Consider the following 20,187-nt stretch of genomic DNA (forward strand, 5'->3'; position numbering starts at 1 on the left):
TTATGGGAAAAACAGCAACTTTACATTCCAGAATAGATGAAAAAACAAAAATAAACGCAAAAAAAATCTTTGCTAAAGTCGGGTTATCAGAAAGCGAAGCAATAAGATTATTCTATCACCATTCTGTATTAGCTAGAGGAATACCTTTTGATTTAAGAATACCGAATGCTGAAACACGAGCTGCAATTGAAGACGCACGGCAAGGAAATAATTTATCTAAAAAATATAAAAATGTTGATGAACTATTTGAGGATTTGAATAAGTAATGCTCATAGTTCGCTTTACTCACAGGTTTAAGAAGAATTATACTAAAGTTGAACGTTCAGGTAAAGACTTATCAAACGTGAAAACAATTGTTCTCGAACTGAGAAAGAGCAACCCGATAGAGAAATCTTTCAGAGATCACCCACTAAAGGGAAATTACAAAGATTGCCGTGAGTGTCATTTAGCTTCCGACCTTCTTCTAATTTATTACATAAAAAATGATGAATTGATACTAGTGGATATTGGCCCACATACAGAATTATTTGAATAAAAGATTAAGTGCATATAACTGCTATAGTTTTATAAAACTGAAAAATTACCATAATGAAATACAATTTTATGATTTTGAAGAAACCTGAACAGTTTAAGGATGTGGTAATCCTTTCGGTCTGTTTGGGTTGTTTCTTATATGTTCTCACAAAAACTGAAATATCTTTAATCAAAAACCAAGTCAAGGTTTCGTAAGTTATTGTAATTGCGAGTAGAGCAAAGGACTGTAAATAATTTGTGTAGATGAACTATCTTATCTTACTTGAGATAATTAATAATATCTAATGATATGAACGAGTCTCCTTTAGTTAGTATAATCACTATAGTATTAAACGGCGAAAAGTATTTAGAGAATGCAATCAATAGCGTACTTTCTCAATCTTATCGAAATTATGAGTACATAATTATTGACGGTTATTCTACTGATAGAACTATAGAAATAATTAAAAGGCACGAAAAAGAAATCACTTTTTGGACTAGCGAACCTGACAACGGAATAAGCGATGCATTTAATAAAGGAATTAAACTTGCTCGCGGTGAGATCATTGGGCTTTTAAATTCCGATGATTGGCTTGAACCTGAGGCAATTAAGAAAATTGTCAAAATATTTACATCTGATAATCCGGATCTAATTTGCGGGGCAGTCAGATTCTGGGAAAAGGGGAAAGAAGTAATTGTATCGCATCCCGATCTCCAAAACCTTGATCATGAAACTTCGATTCACCATACCGGTGTTTTTATCAAAAAATCTGTTTATGAAAAATTCGGATTATTCAATACTCATTTTAAATACGCGATGGATTATGAGCTGCTTTTAAGAATGAAAATGAACAACGCAAAATATTACATGCTAAACGATGTTGTATCAAACAGAAGACTTGATGGCATTTCTTATAAAAATAAGAGATTGGCTTTAAGAGAAACTATGTCTGCCAGAAAAAAATATTTCAATATCTGGAATGTCTGGATAATTTACTTATACGTTTCTATTAAAGATTGGGCCGGTAGATTGTTAAAAAGCAGCATTCTAAAACCTCTGTATATAACTTACTGGAAACTTAAAAACAGAAAACTTGCTAAGGATATTAAAGAATGAGAATATGTTATATAACCGATTCTTATCCTCCTAATATCGGAGGCGCAGAGATTGCGATCCAAAAAATAGTAGAAGGAGCTGCCGAAAATAATATTGATGTATTTGTCATTACTTCGCAGGCAAGGGAAAATTTTTCTTTTAATTCGAAAATTCCCAAATCTGCTATACTGAGAATAAAAACGCCACGAGCTTTGCAGAGATTCTGGTTCTTGATCTTATCATTTTTTGCAATCATTAAGAAGTGTAAGGATGCTGACATTTTGCATGGAACTAGTTATGGAGGTGTTCTTCAAACTTTCATCGCCGCAAAATTATTAAGGAAGTCATGCGTTGTTACTATTCATGAATTCATGGGAAGGGAATGGAACAAATTTGCATCTAATATTATAAGTGCATATTTCTTTAGAGTATCTGAAAAAATATTCGCTTCGCTTTCATTCGACCAATTTATTGCAGTTTCAAATTATACTAAGAAACGCCTGATTGAAGCGGGGGTAACGGAAAGTAAAATAACTGTGATTACAAATGGAAAGAGTGATATAGATTTGTGTAAATTAAAAACTAAGCATGAAGTAAGAAAAGAGCTGAATATCCCGGATGATAAATTTGTTTTTGCTGCCTTTGGAAGGACAGGATTGACCAAAGGGCTGGAATATGTCGTAGATGCCATCCCGGAGGTACTGGATAGGATTCCGAATGCAATCTTTATTTTAATACTTTCTTTTGGTGATAAAAAAATTTGGAAAAGAATTACTAATAAAATAGAAAATTTGGATCGTAAACGTATATTATTTTATTCCTCTCTTGAAAGATCCCGGATGTTGGATTATTTGAATTCCTCAGATGCCATCATAATTCCTTCTTTGTCTGAAGGGTTCGGATTTACGACTCTTGAAGCATGTATGTTGAATAAAATAGTAATTGCTACAAATGTCGGCGCCATTCCGGAGGTCATTTCCGGAAAACACATTCTTATAGAGCCAGCTTCAAGTGAAGCAATACTGAATGGATGTATCAATTCGGTTTCGGGTAAATACAAGAATGAGCCGAGAAAAGAATTTAATTGGGAATTATCTGTAAATAAATATATCAAAGTATATCAGGAAGTTTTACATTTACATTAGAAAAATTCTTGGATTGTAATTTTGGAATCAAAAAATTCAAACATCGGAAAAACACTAATTATTATTCCTGCATATAATGAAGAGGAGAGGATTCAGAATGTTATTTCCCGATGCAGGAAGTACCTATCGGACAGAGTTGATCTCATTGTTATTAATGACGGCTCGACAGATAGAACTTTGGCTATATGCGAAGATGCCGGAGTGAATATTATATCTGTTCCTTTCAACCATGGTGTAGGGAATGCTTTGAAGACGGGATTTCTTTATGCGCTCAAAGATAATTATGAAAATGTTATAACCATCGATGCCGACGGCCAACACAACCCTGATGATCTTCCGAAGTTCATACAAAAACTGGAGACAAAGCAGGTTGATATAGTAATCGGATCCAGATTTATAAACGGTAAAAAATATGATGGATCTATTGTTAGAGTTATCGGTAATAAATTTTTTGCATGGGTCATATCGGTCTTAATTCGTGAAAAACTCACTGATGCCACTTCAGGTTTTCGTGGAATGAATCGTGCGGTCCTCAGTTATTCGGTTGACGATCTATTTAACTTTGATTATCCCGATGCCGATTTTCTGCTTACACTGCACCGTGCAGGCTTCCGTTTTTGTGAAATTCCGGTCGAAATGAATAAAAGAATTGGCGGAGAATCTCAGCACAAAGGGGTTAAACCAATTTATTATATATTCAAAATGTTGCTGTCAATTTTTATTATCTTGATGAGGAAAAAAAATATTAAAAAATCATAGGAGGTAATTATTTCTACCCGTTTAAATTTGATATTGATATTTATCGGCGCCATTATTCTTATTAGTATTGTCGAATTGGTTAGAAGAAGAAAACTGAATGAAGAGTACTCATTTCTGTGGTTGATAATCGGCTTTTTACTTTTATTAATTACATTTTTCCCCAAATTATTTTATTTTATCTCAGATTCTATTGGTACGGAACTTCCAATAAACACATTATTTTTTGCCGGCATCATATTCTTAATGCTGCTCGGATTATTCCTTACGTTAAAGATTTCAATATTATCTAATAGGGAGAAAAAACTTAGTCAGAAAATCGCGATTCTCGAATTTGAATTGAAAAAAAATAAAGATTCCAAAAAACAAAATTAATTACAAAATTCTACTTAATAACCCCGTTTGATAACTTTTTCCAGATCTGACTTAACCATAATTTTTACCAAATCACTAAACTTTGTTTCTGCGACCCAGCCAAGTTCTTTTTTCGCTTTTTCTGCGTTACCAATCAGTAAATCCACTTCAGTTGGTCTATAATAATTTGGATTAATGATAACCACTACATCGCCGACTTTTAGATTTTTTGAAAATGAAAATCTTTGATCTTTTTTCTCAATGTCAATTAATTGTTCTGCTATCGAAAGATCAAGCTTCTTAATAATTCCCTTTTCGTTTTCGGCTTTATTTTTCCACTCTAGTTCAATGCCTATTTCTTTGAACGAATTCTCAATGAACTCTCTTACAGTATGTGTCTCACCTGTTGCAAATACAAAATCATCAGCTTTTTCATAATGCAATATTTTCAACATGCCTTCACAGAATTCGGGTGCATAACCCCAATCTCGTTTAGCATTTAAATTACCAATTGATAATTCTTTTTCAATTCCGGTAATTATACGGGACACTGCACGAGTAATTTTTCTTGTAACAAAGGTCTCACCGCGACGCGGAGACTCGTGGTTAAATAAAATACCATTTGAGGCGAAAATATTATATGCTTCCCGGTAGTTCACAATTATCCAATATCCGTACAATTTTGCTACACCATAAGGAGAGCGGGGATAGAATGGAGTCTTTTCAGATTGGGGGACTTCTTGAGCTTTCCCGAATAGTTCGCTAGTTGATGCCTGATAGAATTTTACTTTGCGCAATCCAACTTCTCTTATAGCGTCCAAAAATCGTAATGTACCTAATGCATCCACTTGAGCAGTATAATCGGGGATTTCAAATGAAACTTTTACGTGACTTTGAGCAGCAAGATTATATATTTCATCAGGTTCAATTTTTTCAAGAAGACGGTTTAGATTGCTTGTATCTACTAAATCACCATAATGAAGGAATAATTTTTTATTCATTATCTCATGATCATTGTAGAGGTGATCAATCCTATTGGTGTTAAAAGAACTGCTCCTCCGGATAATACCATGAACTTCATATCCTTTCTCTAAAAGGATTTCAGTTAAATAACTTCCGTCTTGACCTGTGATTCCTGTTATTAGTGCTTTATGCAATTTTCACCTATAAATTTTTTACGTAATTATCTAAGTACCAATTATAAGTTTGTTTGATTCCATCTTCTAATGTTGTTTTGTGTTTCCAGCCGCATTGATGAAGGCGGGAAACATCCAATAATTTTCTCGGCGTTCCATCCGGTTTCGAAGAATCATAATTAATATTACCTTTAAAAGCGGTTATTTTTTTCATCAATGTAGCTAAATCAGAAATAGATATATCTTCACCTGTGCCGATATTCAGATGAGTAAGATTATTATCATAAAGATCTTTAGCGTTTATTTTATCAAACAGAAAATAAATTGCATCGGCAAGATCATCAACAAATAAAAATTCACGGTAAGGTTTACCGGATCCCCATACTTCAACTTTATCATTATTATTAATTTTTGCTTCATGAAACTTTCTCATCAAGGCCGGTAAAACATGAGACGATTCTAAGTCAAAATTATCATTATAACCGTATAGATTAGTTGGCATAATCGAAAAATAATTGCATCCATATTGTTTATAATAACTTTCGCAGAGTTTAATCCCGACAATTTTTGCTATTGCATATGGTTCGTTAGTGTACTCTAAATAATTAGAAAGAAGATATTCTTCTTTTAACGGTTGGGGTGCAAGTTTAGGATAAATACATGAGCTGCCAAGAAATATTAGTTTCTCAGTTCCGTTCTTATAAGCTTCGTTAATAATATTGGCTTCAATCATTAAATTGTCATAAAGGAACTCAGCGCGATATTTATTATTAGCTAAAATACCCCCAACTTTTGCTGCAGCGATAATTACAACTTCAGGTTTTTCATTCTTAAAAAAATTCTCAACTTCATTTTGTTTACGTAAATCTAATTCTTCAATAGATCTTAAAACGAAATTATCTAACCCCTCACTTCTAAACTTTCTTAATATTGCTGAACCCACCATCCCTTTATGGCCGGCTATATAAATCTTTTTGTTATTCATAGAATTGGTTTATGCTCACTTAAATTTATCTTTTAAGATTTATAAATATGTGGACTCTTAATTCCATGACGTTCAAATGCATTACGGGTATCTACGACAAGCTTGGAATTTTTTGCAATCATTTCATAATCGAAATTATCATGGTCTGTGCTTAAAAGAACTAGATCATAAGAAGATAAATTTTTGGCGTTAAGATCGATAGACGGTATATTATAATTATATTTTCTTGAAGGAGTTAATTGGGGAGCATAAGGGTCGCTAAAATCAACTTTCGCATCTTTGTTCTGAAATATTTCAATGAGTTTTAATGATGGAGATTCACGTTTGTCGTCAATATTTTTCTTGTACGAGACTCCCAGAACGAGAATCTTTGCACCCTTTATTGATTTTCCATTTTGATTAAGAACATTAATGACATTTTCAGCAACATAATAAGGTTGATATGTGTTGATTTCTCCCGCGAGTTCAATGAATTTAGTATTAATATCATATTCGCGTGCTTTCCAAGTTAGGTAAAAAGGATCGATTGGAATACAATGACCGCCAAGTCCCGGACCGGGATAAAAAGCCTGAAATCCAAATGGTTTTGTTTTTGCCGCTTCTATAACTTCCCAGACGTCAATATTCATTTTATCAAACACCATTTTAAGTTCATTCATTAGAGCAATATTTACACTGCGATAAATATTTTCTAATAATTTAGTCGCTTCAGCGACTCTAGTTGATGAAACGGGAACAGTTTTTACAATCACATGATTGTATAACGAGCATGCTACTTCAAGGCACTCGGGAGTAGTTCCGCCAACCACTTTTGGTATTGTTGATGTTGAATAATCCGGATTATTCGGATCTTCTCTCTCAGGACTAAAAGCTAAGAAAAAATCTTTTCCAACGATGAATTTATCATTTCCTTCTTTTAGACCGCATTCTTCAAATAATGGTAATAGAATTTCATCAGTTGTTCCAGGATAAGTAGATGATTCCAATGTTACTAATTGTCCTTTTCTTAAATATTGAGCTACGGTCCCAGCAGAATTTTTGATATAAGTAAGATCAGGTTCGCGATGTTCATCTAGTGGAGTTGGAATACATAATAGTATTGCATCGGTTTCCTTTAGCCGTGAAAAATCCGAAGTAGCAAAAAACAATTTTGATTTCACTGCTTGGTTAATTTTTTCTGATGAAATATGCTTAATGTAACTTTGGCCGTTCATTAAGAGCGGGATTTTTTGTTTATCAATATCAAATCCAATTGTTTTAAATCCTTTTTTTGAAAATTCTAAAGCAAGAGGTAAACCGACATAACCTAGACCGATAATTCCAACGACGGCAGTTTTTGAATTGATTTTGTTAATGAGTTGATCGCAATAATTCATAATTAATTCTACATTTTATATACTAGTAATAATCAATTAGTTAGAAGAACATATTTTGACTGCACAACAATATTATTTATTTCAAAATTAAAAATATTTATCGCAGAAATTTTTTCAAATGGATTAAACTTCTTTTCGAATATGCTGAGAATGGAACCCGGAATTAAAAAGTGATTCAATATTACTTTGGATGAATAGGCGGATAACTCGCTTTTTTTTGATTGAAGGGTAAAAGCTGCGTATCCTTCAAGTTTATCACCGGGGATAAATTTACTTATAATTTGAGCAGTCTCCGAGGCAATTTCTTTCTGGGGTACATCGTAGAAACATTCAATGAAAGGAGGAGAAAATTTTAATCGAATATTAACATTGTTTTTCCCGAATTCTTTTTCTTTTAAACTGAGATAATTTTGTAAGCTGTTAATCGAAAGCAGTATGGCGACTTTTTGATCAGAATAGGATAAGAATTTAAGCTTAGCTTTATTTTTAAGGTTTTTATTGTCCAGAATTGGATAATTATACTGAATAGTAATATAGTCGGCAATGATTCCGCCTATATTAACGCCATCCATTCTGATTGCTAAATTATTTATTTTTGATGGATTATTCGAGTCCAGAATAGTTTTTACTTTGATCTCTTTACAATTGATTTCACGAGCAATAGCTTTTTCTATTGTCTTCTCAAGATTTTCTTTATTAGTTATCTGAAATGCACTTAAAGATATTTCTCCGAAAAGGAGAAATATTAAAAAATAAGATCTAATATTTAATAAGTTTGCCATTTCTTACTCTTAATTCTTTTAAGTTATAATTCTGTGGATTTTGTACCGAAACTTCAAAAGCAGTATCGGCAAAGACTTTGTAGCTATAATCTCCATTCATTAATGGTTCGGTCGGCAGGGTGCTAATAAATTCCGGCACCAAGTTTTTAAGAGAAGATGGATAGGATAAGTTAATTGCATAATAAGATTCAATAGCATGTGATATGCTGATCATATCTGAAACTACTTGTCCTTCATTTGTATTCTTTTCAACTTTTGGAGGAGTATAATTTTTTTGGCCGCCTTGTGAATACAGATAAGCAATAAATCCTAAAACACAAAACAATATAATTGCTATAGTATACAACAAATATTTAAACAATCTTTTCTTTGGTTTTAAATTCACAACATAATCCTCAAATTTGTTTTTGATGATTTTGGTTTATACTAATATTATTAAAGTTTATAAATACAAAAATGAGAAAAACATTTATTGTAAAATGAAATATAATTTTTTTATGTGGGATATTTTAGCTTATTTTAAGCAGTTAACGGGTTATTTGCAACAAAAAAATCCCGAAGTATGTTTACATACTTCGGGATGCAAGTAGTGGGAATGTCTTCCCTCAATCATGATTTATTAATATTGCCTTAACGGCATAATTAATATATGGTAATCAGAAATTAAAGAAAATATTACCAGCGTCTTCCGCCGCCGCCGCTTCCGCCGCCACGATTTCCACCGCCGCCACGATTTCCACCACCACCACCGCCGCGTCTGTTATCGGTTTTAGGGCGAGCTTCGTTAACAACAATTTTTTTACCTTTAAGTTCTTTGGTGTTAAGAGCTTCAATTGCTTTTGTTCCTGCAGTTTTGTCATTCATTTCAACAAATGCAAAACCTTTGGATTCGCCAGTGAACATATCACGAATTATTTTAACGCTTGTAACAGCGCCGAACTCTTTGAAAAGTTCTTCGAGATCTTGATCGCTTGCTTGTTGAGATAAATTACCTACATAGATATTCATTACTACTCCTTTATGATATTATTTTTTTCCTCTGAGAAGATGTTAAGTAATCGATTTGAACGCCGCTCAAAATAACTTTAAAGGAGTAATGATGTTTACGGTGATAAAAATTGATATTAGAAAAATGAGTGAATGGAGGATTTCTTTTATCGATTTTTCGAATCGCTAAATAAAATAATGCTCAGAGTTGCGGGGCCGACGAGACTCGAACTCGCGACCTCCTGCGTGACAGGCAGGCGTTCTAACCAACTGAACTACGACCCCGAAAAGAACATGTTATTTAATAACGAGCAAAAATAAGCATTAAAACTTATCCAAAGCAAGAAAGTCTATAAATATTCAGTGCCAAAACTAACTCCGACAGCAATTACAACTAATATTGCTTGATCTTTCCGCAGAACTAATTTCTGATGTGAGATCACATCTATTATTCTAACACTAGTGATTCAGAACCTATAAGAGCAATCATTCTTCCAAATTATCCCTTAATTACAAGTTGTATTGCATTTGTTCCGAACTTTGTTGATAAAATTCTATCAAAAGGGTTGGACTGAGTCTGTTTTTTAATATCTATTCCTTTTGTAATTAATCTGCTGTTTTTTGATGAACCATTTGGAATATTTATCAATTAGATTTTATTTTTTTGTATGTCTTGAAATGTAATTTAGCTAGTTCATTTAATTTTTCTTTGCCAATACTATTTAATAATTTTTTGGCGAAAACTTCAGTTTCAATTGAAGAACCTTTAGGTAAGTTCAGCCCAGTTCGCTCATTATTTTCAAACCAATCTAAAAAACTTTCTCTAGCTATAATAGACGCAGCAGCAACACCAACATATCTCTCTGCCTTTGTTTCTTGGATGAATTCCACATCCGAATGTTTTGATAAAGAACTGATATCCAAATCTTTATTGCTGAATTTATCCGTTATAACTGTTTTACAATCAACCTTATCGAATAAGTTGCTTAATGCTTTTGAGTGTGCCCAGTTCAATAGGCTATTCAAATTTCCGAATTGTTCATAAACTTTGTTATACTTTTTAGGATTTATACTTACAACTGTAAAATTATCTGCGACTATTGTTTTTATTTCTTTTGCAAGAACACAAATTTGATAATCACTTAAATCTTTGCTGTCTTTAACTCCAATTCTCAAAAGATTTTTTTTTGTATGAACATTGACAAAAACAGCGGCAACTACTAAAGGACCAAAAAAATCTCCTTTGCCGCATTCATCCGTTCCGATATATTCTTCCGGTTCTTTTAATTCCGGATCAACCAGTTCGAACATTAGCTCGTCAGAGATAATGCCTTCCACTGTTTTGTAGAGATCTGATTTTTCATCACCTTGAAGGATAGTTTTTATTCCTTTCTTGCCAAAGTAGACAAGTACTTTTATACTTGTTTTATCTTTTTGAATATAGAACTCATAGTTGAATTCTTTTTTTGAAATATCCTCAACGTATAAATTTTGTTCAACACAATTTTTGCGTAACAGTTCAATTTTGTTTTTTGCTTTCTCTTCAAGATTCATTTGAGAATAAAATAGTTTTGTTGGAGAAATATAACGATACTCATTTCAAAGGCGATTACATTTAATGCATGTTCCTCGTAATATCAGATCGGTGTCTATAACAATTTGCTTACAACTGAATTTATCTTTCTTAATAATGTTCTCTATTAATACTTCCATAGACTTTGCTGCTAATTGTTCGGTCGGTTGATTTACACAACTTAATGGAGGAGATAAAAAATTCTGTTCTTGAGAATTTCCAAAACAAATCAAGTCAATATCATTGGGAATATTCATTCCAACTTCTTTAGCCGCCATATATATACCAATTGCGGTTGGATATGTGACAGCAAGGATTAAATCGGGTAGATTCTTTTCGTGATATAATTTCATAAAAGAATCGTAACCGCTTTTTTCTCCGAAATCTCCTTCTAAGATCCAACCTTGATTAATTTCCAAACCATAATCACTCATAGCTTGTTTAAAACCGAGCATTCGTTCACGTCCAATATTAATATTAGTATAACCGGCAAAATGTGCGATCTTCTTATACCCAAGTTTTATGGCGTGATCAATCGCTTTATAAGCACCGCCGCGATCATCTACAGTGACAGTATTGCAATTAATTAAATCCGGAATGCGATCCATGAAAACTAGAGGAATTTGTCTATTCCTTGCAGTTTCAAAAATTTCAAAATTTGATGTGTCCTGAGAGATTGAAATAATTATTCCATCAACTCTCATTGAAAGAAGAGTCTGGATTTGTTTTTTCTGCAATTCAGAATTTTCTTGCGAAACAGTCAGAAAGATTTGATAATTATTTAAGGTTGCATATATATAGATATGATCAATTATCGAACTAAAAAAATGATGCGCTATTTCAGGAAGTACAACACCAATAGTATTGGATTTTCTCGATGCAAGATTTCTAGCCATAAAATTGGGAGAATACCCTAATTCTATTGCTGCTTTTTTGATAAGCTCGGCAGTATGACTAGATATATCAGGATGTCCGCGTAACGCCTTTGAGACAGTTATTATTGAAACACCTAACTTCTGTGCTATATCACTAAGTGTTACTTCTTTTGGTTTCATATAAAAATTTCTGTTTCTTTAATACTTATCTTGAGTATATGTAATTCTTACTACTTAACTTAAATAATTACTGAATTAAGAGATAGTACTGGATTTCTATATTCATCAATCAATCAACATGTAACAGAATTGTACTCTTTTCTCAGAATGTTAATTCAAAAACAAGATTTTGATTTTATTCATGATATAATTTGATTTTTTGCTATCGATTTTTGTAATTTTATGTGTGTTTCAACGATTCTATCCAAAATTTGTTACATGGATTAGTTTATTTGATCCATGCTTTTTATTACTGTAAAAAGATGGCATCACAGTATAAGACTGTCTCCATATTTATTTTTTTTATTTTATTTTTTTCCTTTCAATCAACCCACTCCCAACAGTTAGCGCTACCTAATTCTGTTATTTCAGAAATTGGGACACACAAAATCTATGTTAAAGACTTTGTAAATCGTTACAGCGAATATCTTTTTTCTACTGGTATGAAAGATAATATAGTTGTACGGCGTTCGATTCTGAATAACATGATTAACGAAATATTGCTTTACAATTATGATGACAATAAAAAAATATTTTCCAATCCGGAATATCAAAAAGAATTGAAATGGGCAGACAATCAAACAACTTTAGCATATCTCGAGGATCAAGAAGTTTTTGCTAAGATCAAACCAACAGATGCAGAATTAAGAGAAGCTTATTACAGATCAAACGAACAAATTGCAGCCCGGCATTTGTTTGCTCAAACAGAAGAAGAAGCGAATAATCTATATCAGCTTTTACAAACCGGAGCTGATTTTAACTCGCTTGCAAAACAAATTTTTACTGATTCCACATTACAGAAAAATGGCGGGTATCTCGGTTATTTTTCTTGGGGAGACATGGATCCTGCATTCGAAGATGCCGCTTATTCATTAAATATTGGGGAAATTTCCAAACCGGTTAAAACAAAATATGGTTATAGTATTATTAAAGTTGAAGATCGTATCCCGCATCCTTTACTAACCGAAGATGAGTATGTTAAAAGAAAACATCATATGGAAGGTGTGGTAAGATTAAGAAAGAGGAATCCTGCAGAAAATGATTTTATAAACAAACATTTTGTCCCGAATAAAGTTATGTTTAATGAAAAATCACTTGATAATGTTTTAAATAATTTATCATATTCAACTGCGAATTCTACGGAAAAACGTAATCATAAAAGTTCTTCTGCTATTTGTTTAAAGTATGGGAACAGATCTTATAGTCAAAACGAGTTAGAAAAAAGAATAGATGAAATTCCTGCATTTCACAGAGAAAAAATAACTTCTATCGAGAAGTTGAAAACAGTTGCTGCAGGAATTGTTTTGCAAGATATTCTTATGAAAATGGCAATAGAGAAAGGTTACAATTCTGTGCAGGCTGTTCGTAATTTGATTCCTAAATATCATAACGTAATTTATTTGACTTATAAAAGAGAGGAAATAAATAACAATACGATTTTACCTGATAGTATTGTCAAAAAATTCTATGATGATAATCCCCAATACTTTAAAACTGATAACGAAATAAATGTTCAGGAAATTATAGTTAAGAATAAATCTTTAGCTGATAGTTTGATTATGCAACTTAATAACGATGCCGACTTTGGCTCTTTAGCCGAAAAATATTCGATAAGAGAATGGTCTGCTAAAAATAAAGGTGTAATGGGTTTTTCCGAAGTATCAAAATTTGGAGTTATGAAAGACACTCTTTGGAAATCTGAAATTAATAAAATTATTGGACCGATTAAAATTCAAGAAGTTTACGCAATATTTAAAGTGCTGGCAAAAAAAAATGGAGAGGTAAAGGATTTTGAACATTCAAAAGATCTTGCTTATCGTTTAGCCAAGAAAGAAAAATCTGCTTTGGTTGTTGATATATATATATCGAAATTAAGAAAAAAAGTTAACATAAAAATTGATGAGAACATGTTAGGAAATGCTATAATAAGTAATTAAAATTTGTTTATTATTTTTAAATAAAGACTCTTAAGGGAGTATACTATGAAAAAAACTTTTACTGTTTTGCTTTTATTGGTTGCTATCTTATCTGAAAGCGTATTTGCCGGTACGACTGGTAAACTTACAGGTAGAGTAACAGATAAGAAAACAGGCGAAGGCCTTCCCTTTGTTAATGTTGTTTTGGAAGGTACGTCTATAGGAGCTCAAACGGATCTGGATGGAAAGTATTTAATACTCAACATCTCGCCTGGAAAGTATAATGTGAAATATCAGTATGTTGGTTATCAAGCAGTAGTTGTTCGAAATGTTCAAATTTCAATTGACTTAACTACAATACAAGATGCAGCACTAGTAGATACTGCTGTTGAAATGAATGCAATTGTTGTTCAAGGTAATGTTGATAAAGTTCATAAAGATATTACTTCCAGTCAGACAAGAGTAACTGCTGAAGAAATTAAAAATTTACCTGTGACAGAAATTAATGGCTTACTGCAATTGCAAGCCGGTGTTACAAGAGATGCAGGAGGCGGTTTCCATATTCGCGGCGGTCGTTCTTCTGAAATTGCTTATTGGGTAAATGGTATTTCTGTCACTGATTCTTACGATAATAGCCGCGGTATCGAAATTGATAATTCCAGCATTCAAGAGCTTCAAGTTATCAGCGGTACGTTCAATGCAGAGTATGGTCAAGCTCTATCTGGTATAGTGAACACTGTTACCAAAGAGGGTGGACGTAGTATTAAAGGTAATGTTAAACTTTATAGCGGAGATCACTTAAGTAATTTTACAGATTATTTTCCAGGTGTTAATAATTTTAAACCAACTAAAAATTATAACATCCAGGCAAGTTTTAGCGGGCCAATTCCTTATTCTAATAATGCCTTAACACTTTTTGCTACAGGTAGATATGTTTATGATTCCGGTTATTTAAATGGTTACAGAGATTTTCTACCTTCCGGTGCACGTGGAGATAGTTCTTTAGTGCCGATGAATTGGAGTAAACGCTGGATCGGTCAAGGCAACTTAAGCTTCTTTGCATCTTCAAGACTTAAATTCAATGCAGAAATTCTTTATTCTAAAGAAGATTACAGAAATTATAATCATGCATTCAAATTGAATCCAGATGGAGATGCAACTGATTATACTCACAGCTACAATGCTACATTTACGATGACGCATACATTTTCCAACACATCCTTCTATACAGTAAAAGCATCTTATTTCTTTAGAGATTATAACGAATACTTATACAGCGATCCGCTAGATCCAAGATACTTGGCGCCGGATTCTTTGATTACAATCGCTTATGCTTTCCTGACGAAGGGAACAAATCTTCACAGATTCTTTAGAGAGACAAACACTGTAATTGGTAAGATTGATTACACAAGTCAGGTAACCGATAAACACTTAATTAAGTTTGGTGTTGAGGGAAGATTGCACGATCTCAAATTCGATAATTACAATCTTCAACCGTTGTTAATTAACGGTCTTCAAGCGAATCCTTTCGTTCCTGATATTCCATCGGAAACCTCGCCTCTTAGACAAAAATACAACGAGAAACCGATAGAACTTGCTGTATATATTCAGGATAAAATAGAATATCAGAGTGTAATAATTAATCTCGGATTAAGATTTGATTACTTCGATTCGAGAGGAAAAGTCTTAGTAGATCCCACTGACCCGAACATCTATTTGCCATTAAGATCTGATATGCAGAATCTTTCCGTAGCGGAAAGAGAACCGTATTTCTATAAAAAAGCTGAACCTAAATGGGCATTCGGTCCTCGTTTTGGTATAGCTTATCCTATAAGCGATAAAGGTGTTTTACATTTTTCTTACGGGATGTTCTTACAAATTCCGACGTTCCAATATTTATTTAACAACGGACCATACTATGTACCGCAAACCGGCAATTTTTATGGTCCCTATGGAAATCCGGATTTAAAACCACAGCAAACCACAATGTATGAACTCGGATTTCGTCAAGATTTCTTTGATGAATTTAATTTAGATGTTACAGGATTTTACCGCGATATCAGAAACTGGATTACAGCAGGCGCTCTTATTGTTACAAGAAATTTAGTCTCTTATTCAACATATATAAATAAAGATTACTCAAACGTTAAGGGTATAACTCTAAATCTTAATAAAAGATTTTCCCACCATTACTCAATTGATTTGAACTACACCTATCAAGTTGCTGAAGGCAGTAATTCGAGCCCCGAAGATGCATTCTACGCACAGCAGGGAAATGCCGAACCGAAACTTTATTTGTTACCTTTAGATTGGGATCAACGACATTTACTGAATCTTTCATTCTACGTCGGAGATGTTGATTGGGGTGTAAGTTTAATCGGACGTTATGGAACAGGTCTTCCCTATACGCCGGCAATAACTCAGTTTACTGCTGAACGTGGAATCACTTCCGGCTTACAGCAGAACAGCAGAAGAAGGCCTGGGCAGTTTGTAGTGGATTTGAAAGCGAACAAAACATTTAAACTTGGCAGCTTTGATGTAACTGCATTCGTTCAAGTATTTAATTTATTAGATACAAAAGTTGTTGTGAATGTATTCAGTGATACAGGGCTACCAGACTTTACTACAATTGGACAAAGTGTTGGAGCAGATGCTAGAAGGCCAACTTCTGTACAGGATTACTTAAAATATCCATGGAATTATGGCGAGCCACGCAACATTCAATTTGGTATTGAATTCTCTTTTTGATTTTGATAAATAGAAATACAGGAGAAATAAATGACTAAATCATTACAATTAATTTTGATTATTGTGCTCTCCATTTGTTATGCCGTTGATACTTCTGCGCAATGGGTTCCTTATGTCCCGGGTCATTATAAACCGAGCAAAGAAAGAGGTGATGTAACTCAAAGAGTCAAAGGACAGATGGAAGGAAATCAAATTAGAACAACCATCTTTAATTTCGCTTTTACAGGTCGCGAGGGAGGACAATTTCCCTACTCTGTTCAAACACCTTATGAATGGCCAAAAAACACTGGCGAAGTTTATCTCGCTCTGGAAGCCCTTATGATGGGTGCTGAAGTAACTGATAACAAAGGTGTTATTCGGCATATAATGGATGTGCCCGATTTTCGTCAATCACAAGCAGGTAAAAGTTGGAATCTTGAACCTGTCACTGGATATCACGCCGATAAAGGAGATAAATCAGAAATTGCTACGAGTGTAGATGCAACAACCTGGCCATCTTTCTGGCCCGATAGAACGAACGACAAAATAGATCCTGGATGGCGTGGTTCATGGAATGGTTATTTCGGAAAAAATATTTTTAACGCCGATCAAGAAATGTATTATCACGCTTCGGATGATAACTACGATCGTTATCAGGATTATTTTCCTGATAGCACAGACCTTAGAAGAAAAGGATTAGGAATTGTTGTTGAATCCAGAACTCTTGCCTGGTCGCAAGTATTGGTTGAAGATGCTTTATATCTTCTCTTCCAAATTAAAAACGATGGCACTAAAGATATTCCGAAGTTTGGCGTTACAATGTGGCATGCCGATTTTGTCGGCGGAAATCCTGATGCACAAGAGAATATTTCCGAATACGATATTTTAAGTGCAATTGCTTTTTCACGAACAAGATCTAATAGATCAGCGGAATTTGGCAACGACCCTGTGGGAATTGTTGGAGTTACATTCCTGGAAACACCTGGCAATGCTCATGATAGAATTGATAACGATGGGGACAGCCCAGAGATTGGTCCAATTGTATCTGCCGATATGCTTGTTGGTGAAATTCCCGATAATGGAATTGATGATAATGGTAATGGACTTATAGATGAAAACCAAACTCACATTCCGTTCGGAACTCAAAAAGGTGTTGTCTATGCTGATGGAATTGCACAACCGCTAAAACCAGGATGGGTTTCATCACGTATAAGACCATTTCATGTTGAAGCGAACAGTCCGGTTGTAACACAAGCAATGATTGATCTTGCCGGTTCCGACCCCGGACATAATCCATGGAAATTATGGCCGCCTCCTGATAATTTCCAGAACGGCCAAGTTTGGTTGATTGAGGTAACGCAAGACAAATTAGGATTGCCTTATAAAGACAACATTGATAATGATGGCGACGGGGAAGTTGGCAGTCCCACAATAACACAAGCAATGATAAATCAAGCAGCTACGGATGCACCGTTTTATAGATACAGAGTTAATGATAAAATAATTTTATACAATGTAATTCAGAAAACATTAGGGCAAAAATATGCGGATGGAATTGATAATGATAATTACGGAGATATTGATGAAGGAATTGATGAAGGTATTGATGTTATGATTGATGAATCAAGAGATAACGGCATTGATGATGATTATGATTGGGATATTAATCGTGACGATGTTGGTCTTGATGGAGTTCCAGATACCGGAGATTTTGGCGAAGGTGATGGACGGCCTACTTCCGGTGCAAGATTTGGTTTACCAGGAGAACCAAATATAGATGTTACAGATACACATGAAACCGATAGAATTGGTATTACGAATGCACAATATCAAGCCGCGGGAAGTTTGAACATTCAAAGCGATGCGACTATGTGGTTTGACTATATGATACCGGGTAAATTCTATGACCCGCAGTTGATTCATGCGGCTGACTATGATCTTTTTGTTTCATGCAGTTTATTTCCGTTGAAATCCGGACAGACTGAACCATTCTCTGTTGGAATTGTTCTAGCTAATGCCCCTGTAAATGATCCCGATGGAACATTAAGAAAAAATGAAATTTTGAAAAAAAGAGTTAGAGTTCAAGAGACTTACGATAATGATTATAGATTTGCAAGCGCCCCGAATACTCCAACACTAACTGCAATTCCTGGTAATAATAAAGTTACTTTATACTGGGACGGTATTGCTGAAAATTCATTCGATACGTATCTTGATAGAATAGGAGGAGATGGGCATAACTTTGAAGGTTACAGAATTTATAGAGCTTCAGATCCTGCATTTATTGATGCGGCAGTAATTACAAATGGAACCGGCAGCAGACAATTCAAATTGCCAATTGCTCAATTCGATATTAAAGATGGCATAAAAGGTTACGACCCTGTTGGAATAGAAGGAATTCATTTTTGGATGGGAGGTGATACGGGCTTACTGCATACGTTTGTTGATTCAACTGCTAAAAATGGATTTACTTATTATTATGCAATTACTTCTTATAGTAAAGGTTATGCCGCCGGACAGATAGTTCCATCCGAATGTCCTATAAGAGTTAGCTTACAAGCAGATGGCAGCGTTAAGCTTGGTTCAAACGTTGCTCGTATTACACCTAATGCACCTGCTGCAGGTTATGTTGCGCCAACTTTAGGAAATGTAACTCTTGTTCAGGGGTCAACTTCTGGAAAAGTAAGTTATAATATTATTGATGTAAATAAAATTAAAGACGGGCATGTTTATACTTTAACATTTGAAGACACGGTTAAAGTATCTACAAAATTCGGTCAGCCTGATACGCTAACCACAAAAAATTACACTCTCAAAGATTCAACTGCAAACGTAATCCTAATTAACAAAAACACAAACTTCAGCACAAGTTACGAGCAACCTTTAGTTGATGGGTTCAGACTTCAATTTCAAAATGAAACTCGTGTTGAACTTGATAGGGCAAAATCTTTATGGAACGATCCCAAGATCGTAACTTATTCATTTGAAAAATTTGTTTTCACTGGTGGACTTAAAGGTGAGGAAAGACCAAACGATTATAGAATTGAATTTGGCGATGTTGGTTTTGGAACATCTACAGCAATAACTCTTAATGGAAGACCCTTCCCATCTAAACCGGTTAACTTCAAAGTTTTCAATGAGAGCACTCAAAAATATATTTCTTTTGGATTTTTAGAAATTGATGGAACTGATGGCATCCTTTCAGTTAATGGAGCTTACAGGGATAGAGTTATTTTTCTGGAACCGGGTTATACCTGGTGGTTTTATTTAGTGGATACACCGGATTCAACTCTTGGAACAAGATTACCGAAATCCGGCGACAGGATTGAACTAAAACTTAAGAAACCATTTCTATCCAGTGATAAGTTCAGATTTGTAGCTCAAAGTCCAAAAATAGATTTGGAAAAAGCAAAATCAGATCTTGATAATATTAAAGTTGTACCAAATCCATATGTTGGAAGCGCCGTATGGGAACCAAGAAATCCATATAATAGCGGACGAGGTCCACGTTCGTTGCATTTTACACACTTGCCTGCTAAATGTACAATCAGAATTTTTACTGTCAATGGCGAATTAGTTAGTGTGCTTGATCATGACAGCCCGCTTGGCGATGGTTCAGAAAACTGGAATATGCTTACCAGAGATAATCTCTCTATTTCTTATGGTGTTTATGTTTATCAAATAGATGCGCCGGGCATTGGAGCAAAAATTGGCAAGTTTGCAGTAATAAAATAAACCAGAGGTTTA

General features: G+C 34.0%; 16 protein-coding genes and 1 tRNA gene. 8 read left to right on the forward strand and 9 right to left on the reverse strand.

What is annotated here, in order from left to right:
• Positions 1–2 precede the first annotated feature (2 nt).
• The 5 genes from NTZ27_11920 (at position 3) to NTZ27_11940 (ending at position 3,513) form a co-directional block, all read left to right on the forward strand.
• The gene (locus tag NTZ27_11920) at positions 3–266 is read left to right on the forward strand and encodes a type II toxin-antitoxin system RelB/DinJ family antitoxin (GenBank protein MCX6175451.1); all 264 of its coding nucleotides are present in this window, start codon (positions 3–5) and stop codon (positions 264–266) included.
• Complete coding sequence (locus NTZ27_11925; GenBank protein ID MCX6175452.1) at positions 266–535, forward strand: type II toxin-antitoxin system YafQ family toxin; 270 nt, start codon at positions 266–268, stop codon at positions 533–535. Before NTZ27_11920 ends, NTZ27_11925 begins: the two co-directional genes overlap by 1 nt.
• Before the next feature lie 288 nt (positions 536–823).
• A complete protein-coding gene (locus NTZ27_11930) occupies positions 824–1,630 on the forward strand; it encodes a glycosyltransferase family 2 protein (protein ID MCX6175453.1) in 807 nt (268 codons plus the stop codon).
• A complete protein-coding gene (locus tag NTZ27_11935) occupies positions 1,627–2,754 on the forward strand; it encodes a glycosyltransferase family 4 protein (protein MCX6175454.1) in 1,128 nt (375 codons plus the stop codon). The genes NTZ27_11930 and NTZ27_11935 overlap by 4 nt, the downstream gene beginning before the upstream one ends.
• Positions 2,755–2,775: 21 nt before the next feature.
• On the forward strand, positions 2,776–3,513 hold the full coding sequence (locus tag NTZ27_11940; protein MCX6175455.1) for a glycosyltransferase family 2 protein: 738 nt from the start codon (positions 2,776–2,778) through the stop codon (positions 3,511–3,513).
• Between the two features lie 386 nt (positions 3,514–3,899).
• Here NTZ27_11940 and gmd read toward each other — a convergent pair whose 3' ends face one another.
• The 9 genes from gmd to NTZ27_11985 form a co-directional block, all read right to left on the reverse strand.
• On the reverse strand, positions 3,900–5,021 hold the full coding sequence (gene gmd, locus NTZ27_11945; GenBank protein ID MCX6175456.1) for a GDP-mannose 4,6-dehydratase: 1,122 nt from the start codon (positions 5,019–5,021) through the stop codon (positions 3,900–3,902).
• A gap of 7 nt (positions 5,022–5,028) precedes the next feature.
• A complete protein-coding gene (locus NTZ27_11950; protein MCX6175457.1) occupies positions 5,029–5,985 on the reverse strand; it encodes a GDP-L-fucose synthase in 957 nt (318 codons plus the stop codon).
• 32 nt (positions 5,986–6,017) lie between these two features.
• On the reverse strand, positions 6,018–7,361 hold the full coding sequence (locus tag NTZ27_11955; protein ID MCX6175458.1) for a nucleotide sugar dehydrogenase: 1,344 nt from the start codon (positions 7,359–7,361) through the stop codon (positions 6,018–6,020).
• 32 nt (positions 7,362–7,393) lie between these two features.
• Entirely contained in the window at positions 7,394–8,143 is a 750-nt protein-coding gene (locus NTZ27_11960; GenBank protein ID MCX6175459.1) for a hypothetical protein, read from the reverse strand.
• A complete protein-coding gene (locus NTZ27_11965) occupies positions 8,121–8,528 on the reverse strand; it encodes a hypothetical protein (protein MCX6175460.1) in 408 nt (135 codons plus the stop codon). Before NTZ27_11965 ends, NTZ27_11960 begins: the two co-directional genes overlap by 23 nt.
• Positions 8,529–8,818: 290 nt before the next feature.
• On the reverse strand, positions 8,819–9,151 hold the full coding sequence (locus NTZ27_11970) for an RNA-binding protein (GenBank protein ID MCX6175461.1): 333 nt from the start codon (positions 9,149–9,151) through the stop codon (positions 8,819–8,821).
• A 190-nt stretch (positions 9,152–9,341) separates the two neighbouring features.
• Positions 9,342–9,415, reverse strand: a tRNA-Asp gene (locus tag NTZ27_11975).
• Between the two features lie 360 nt (positions 9,416–9,775).
• A complete protein-coding gene (gene rnhC / locus NTZ27_11980) occupies positions 9,776–10,684 on the reverse strand; it encodes a ribonuclease HIII (protein ID MCX6175462.1) in 909 nt (302 codons plus the stop codon).
• A gap of 45 nt (positions 10,685–10,729) precedes the next feature.
• A complete protein-coding gene (locus NTZ27_11985) occupies positions 10,730–11,758 on the reverse strand; it encodes a LacI family DNA-binding transcriptional regulator (GenBank protein ID MCX6175463.1) in 1,029 nt (342 codons plus the stop codon).
• 302 nt (positions 11,759–12,060) lie between these two features.
• Between NTZ27_11985 and NTZ27_11990 the strand changes: the two genes are divergently transcribed.
• From NTZ27_11990 to NTZ27_12000, 3 genes are read left to right on the forward strand one after another with little or no spacing between them, the layout of a single operon-like run.
• Positions 12,061–13,734 (forward strand): peptidylprolyl isomerase, encoded by a 1,674-nt coding sequence (locus NTZ27_11990; protein ID MCX6175464.1) that lies wholly within the window; start codon positions 12,061–12,063, stop codon positions 13,732–13,734.
• Between the two features lie 45 nt (positions 13,735–13,779).
• The gene (locus NTZ27_11995; GenBank protein MCX6175465.1) at positions 13,780–16,461 is read left to right on the forward strand and encodes a TonB-dependent receptor; all 2,682 of its coding nucleotides are present in this window, start codon (positions 13,780–13,782) and stop codon (positions 16,459–16,461) included.
• A gap of 30 nt (positions 16,462–16,491) precedes the next feature.
• The gene (locus tag NTZ27_12000; protein ID MCX6175466.1) at positions 16,492–20,175 is read left to right on the forward strand and encodes a hypothetical protein; all 3,684 of its coding nucleotides are present in this window, start codon (positions 16,492–16,494) and stop codon (positions 20,173–20,175) included.
• Positions 20,176–20,187: the final 12 nt, after the last annotated feature.

This window comes from Ignavibacteriales bacterium, from assembly GCA_026390775.1.
Taxonomy (GTDB): Bacteria; Bacteroidota; Ignavibacteria; order Ignavibacteriales; family Melioribacteraceae; genus Fen-1258.

Excerpts from the sequence above, each read along its gene's own strand:
- NTZ27_11935 (MCX6175454.1), top strand. The coding sequence starts at position 1,627 with ATGAGAATATGTTATATAACCGATTCTTATCCTCCTAATATCGGAGGC.
- NTZ27_11955 (MCX6175458.1), bottom strand. The coding sequence starts at position 7,361 with ATGAATTATTGCGATCAACTCATTAACAAAATCAATTCAAAAACTGCC.
- NTZ27_11985 (MCX6175463.1), bottom strand. The coding sequence starts at position 11,758 with ATGAAACCAAAAGAAGTAACACTTAGTGATATAGCACAGAAGTTAGGT.
- rnhC (MCX6175462.1), bottom strand. The coding sequence starts at position 10,684 with ATGAATCTTGAAGAGAAAGCAAAAAACAAAATTGAACTGTTACGCAAA.
- NTZ27_11920 (MCX6175451.1), top strand. The coding sequence starts at position 3 with ATGGGAAAAACAGCAACTTTACATTCCAGAATAGATGAAAAAACAAAA.
- NTZ27_11930 (MCX6175453.1), top strand. The coding sequence starts at position 824 with ATGAACGAGTCTCCTTTAGTTAGTATAATCACTATAGTATTAAACGGC.
- NTZ27_11950 (MCX6175457.1), bottom strand. The coding sequence starts at position 5,985 with ATGAATAACAAAAAGATTTATATAGCCGGCCATAAAGGGATGGTGGGT.
- NTZ27_11990 (MCX6175464.1), top strand. The coding sequence starts at position 12,061 with ATGGCATCACAGTATAAGACTGTCTCCATATTTATTTTTTTTATTTTA.
- NTZ27_11960 (MCX6175459.1), bottom strand. The coding sequence starts at position 8,143 with ATGGCAAACTTATTAAATATTAGATCTTATTTTTTAATATTTCTCCTT.
- NTZ27_11995 (MCX6175465.1), top strand. The coding sequence starts at position 13,780 with ATGAAAAAAACTTTTACTGTTTTGCTTTTATTGGTTGCTATCTTATCT.
- NTZ27_11925 (MCX6175452.1), top strand. The coding sequence starts at position 266 with ATGCTCATAGTTCGCTTTACTCACAGGTTTAAGAAGAATTATACTAAA.
- NTZ27_11970 (MCX6175461.1), bottom strand. The coding sequence starts at position 9,151 with ATGAATATCTATGTAGGTAATTTATCTCAACAAGCAAGCGATCAAGAT.
- NTZ27_12000 (MCX6175466.1), top strand. The coding sequence starts at position 16,492 with ATGACTAAATCATTACAATTAATTTTGATTATTGTGCTCTCCATTTGT.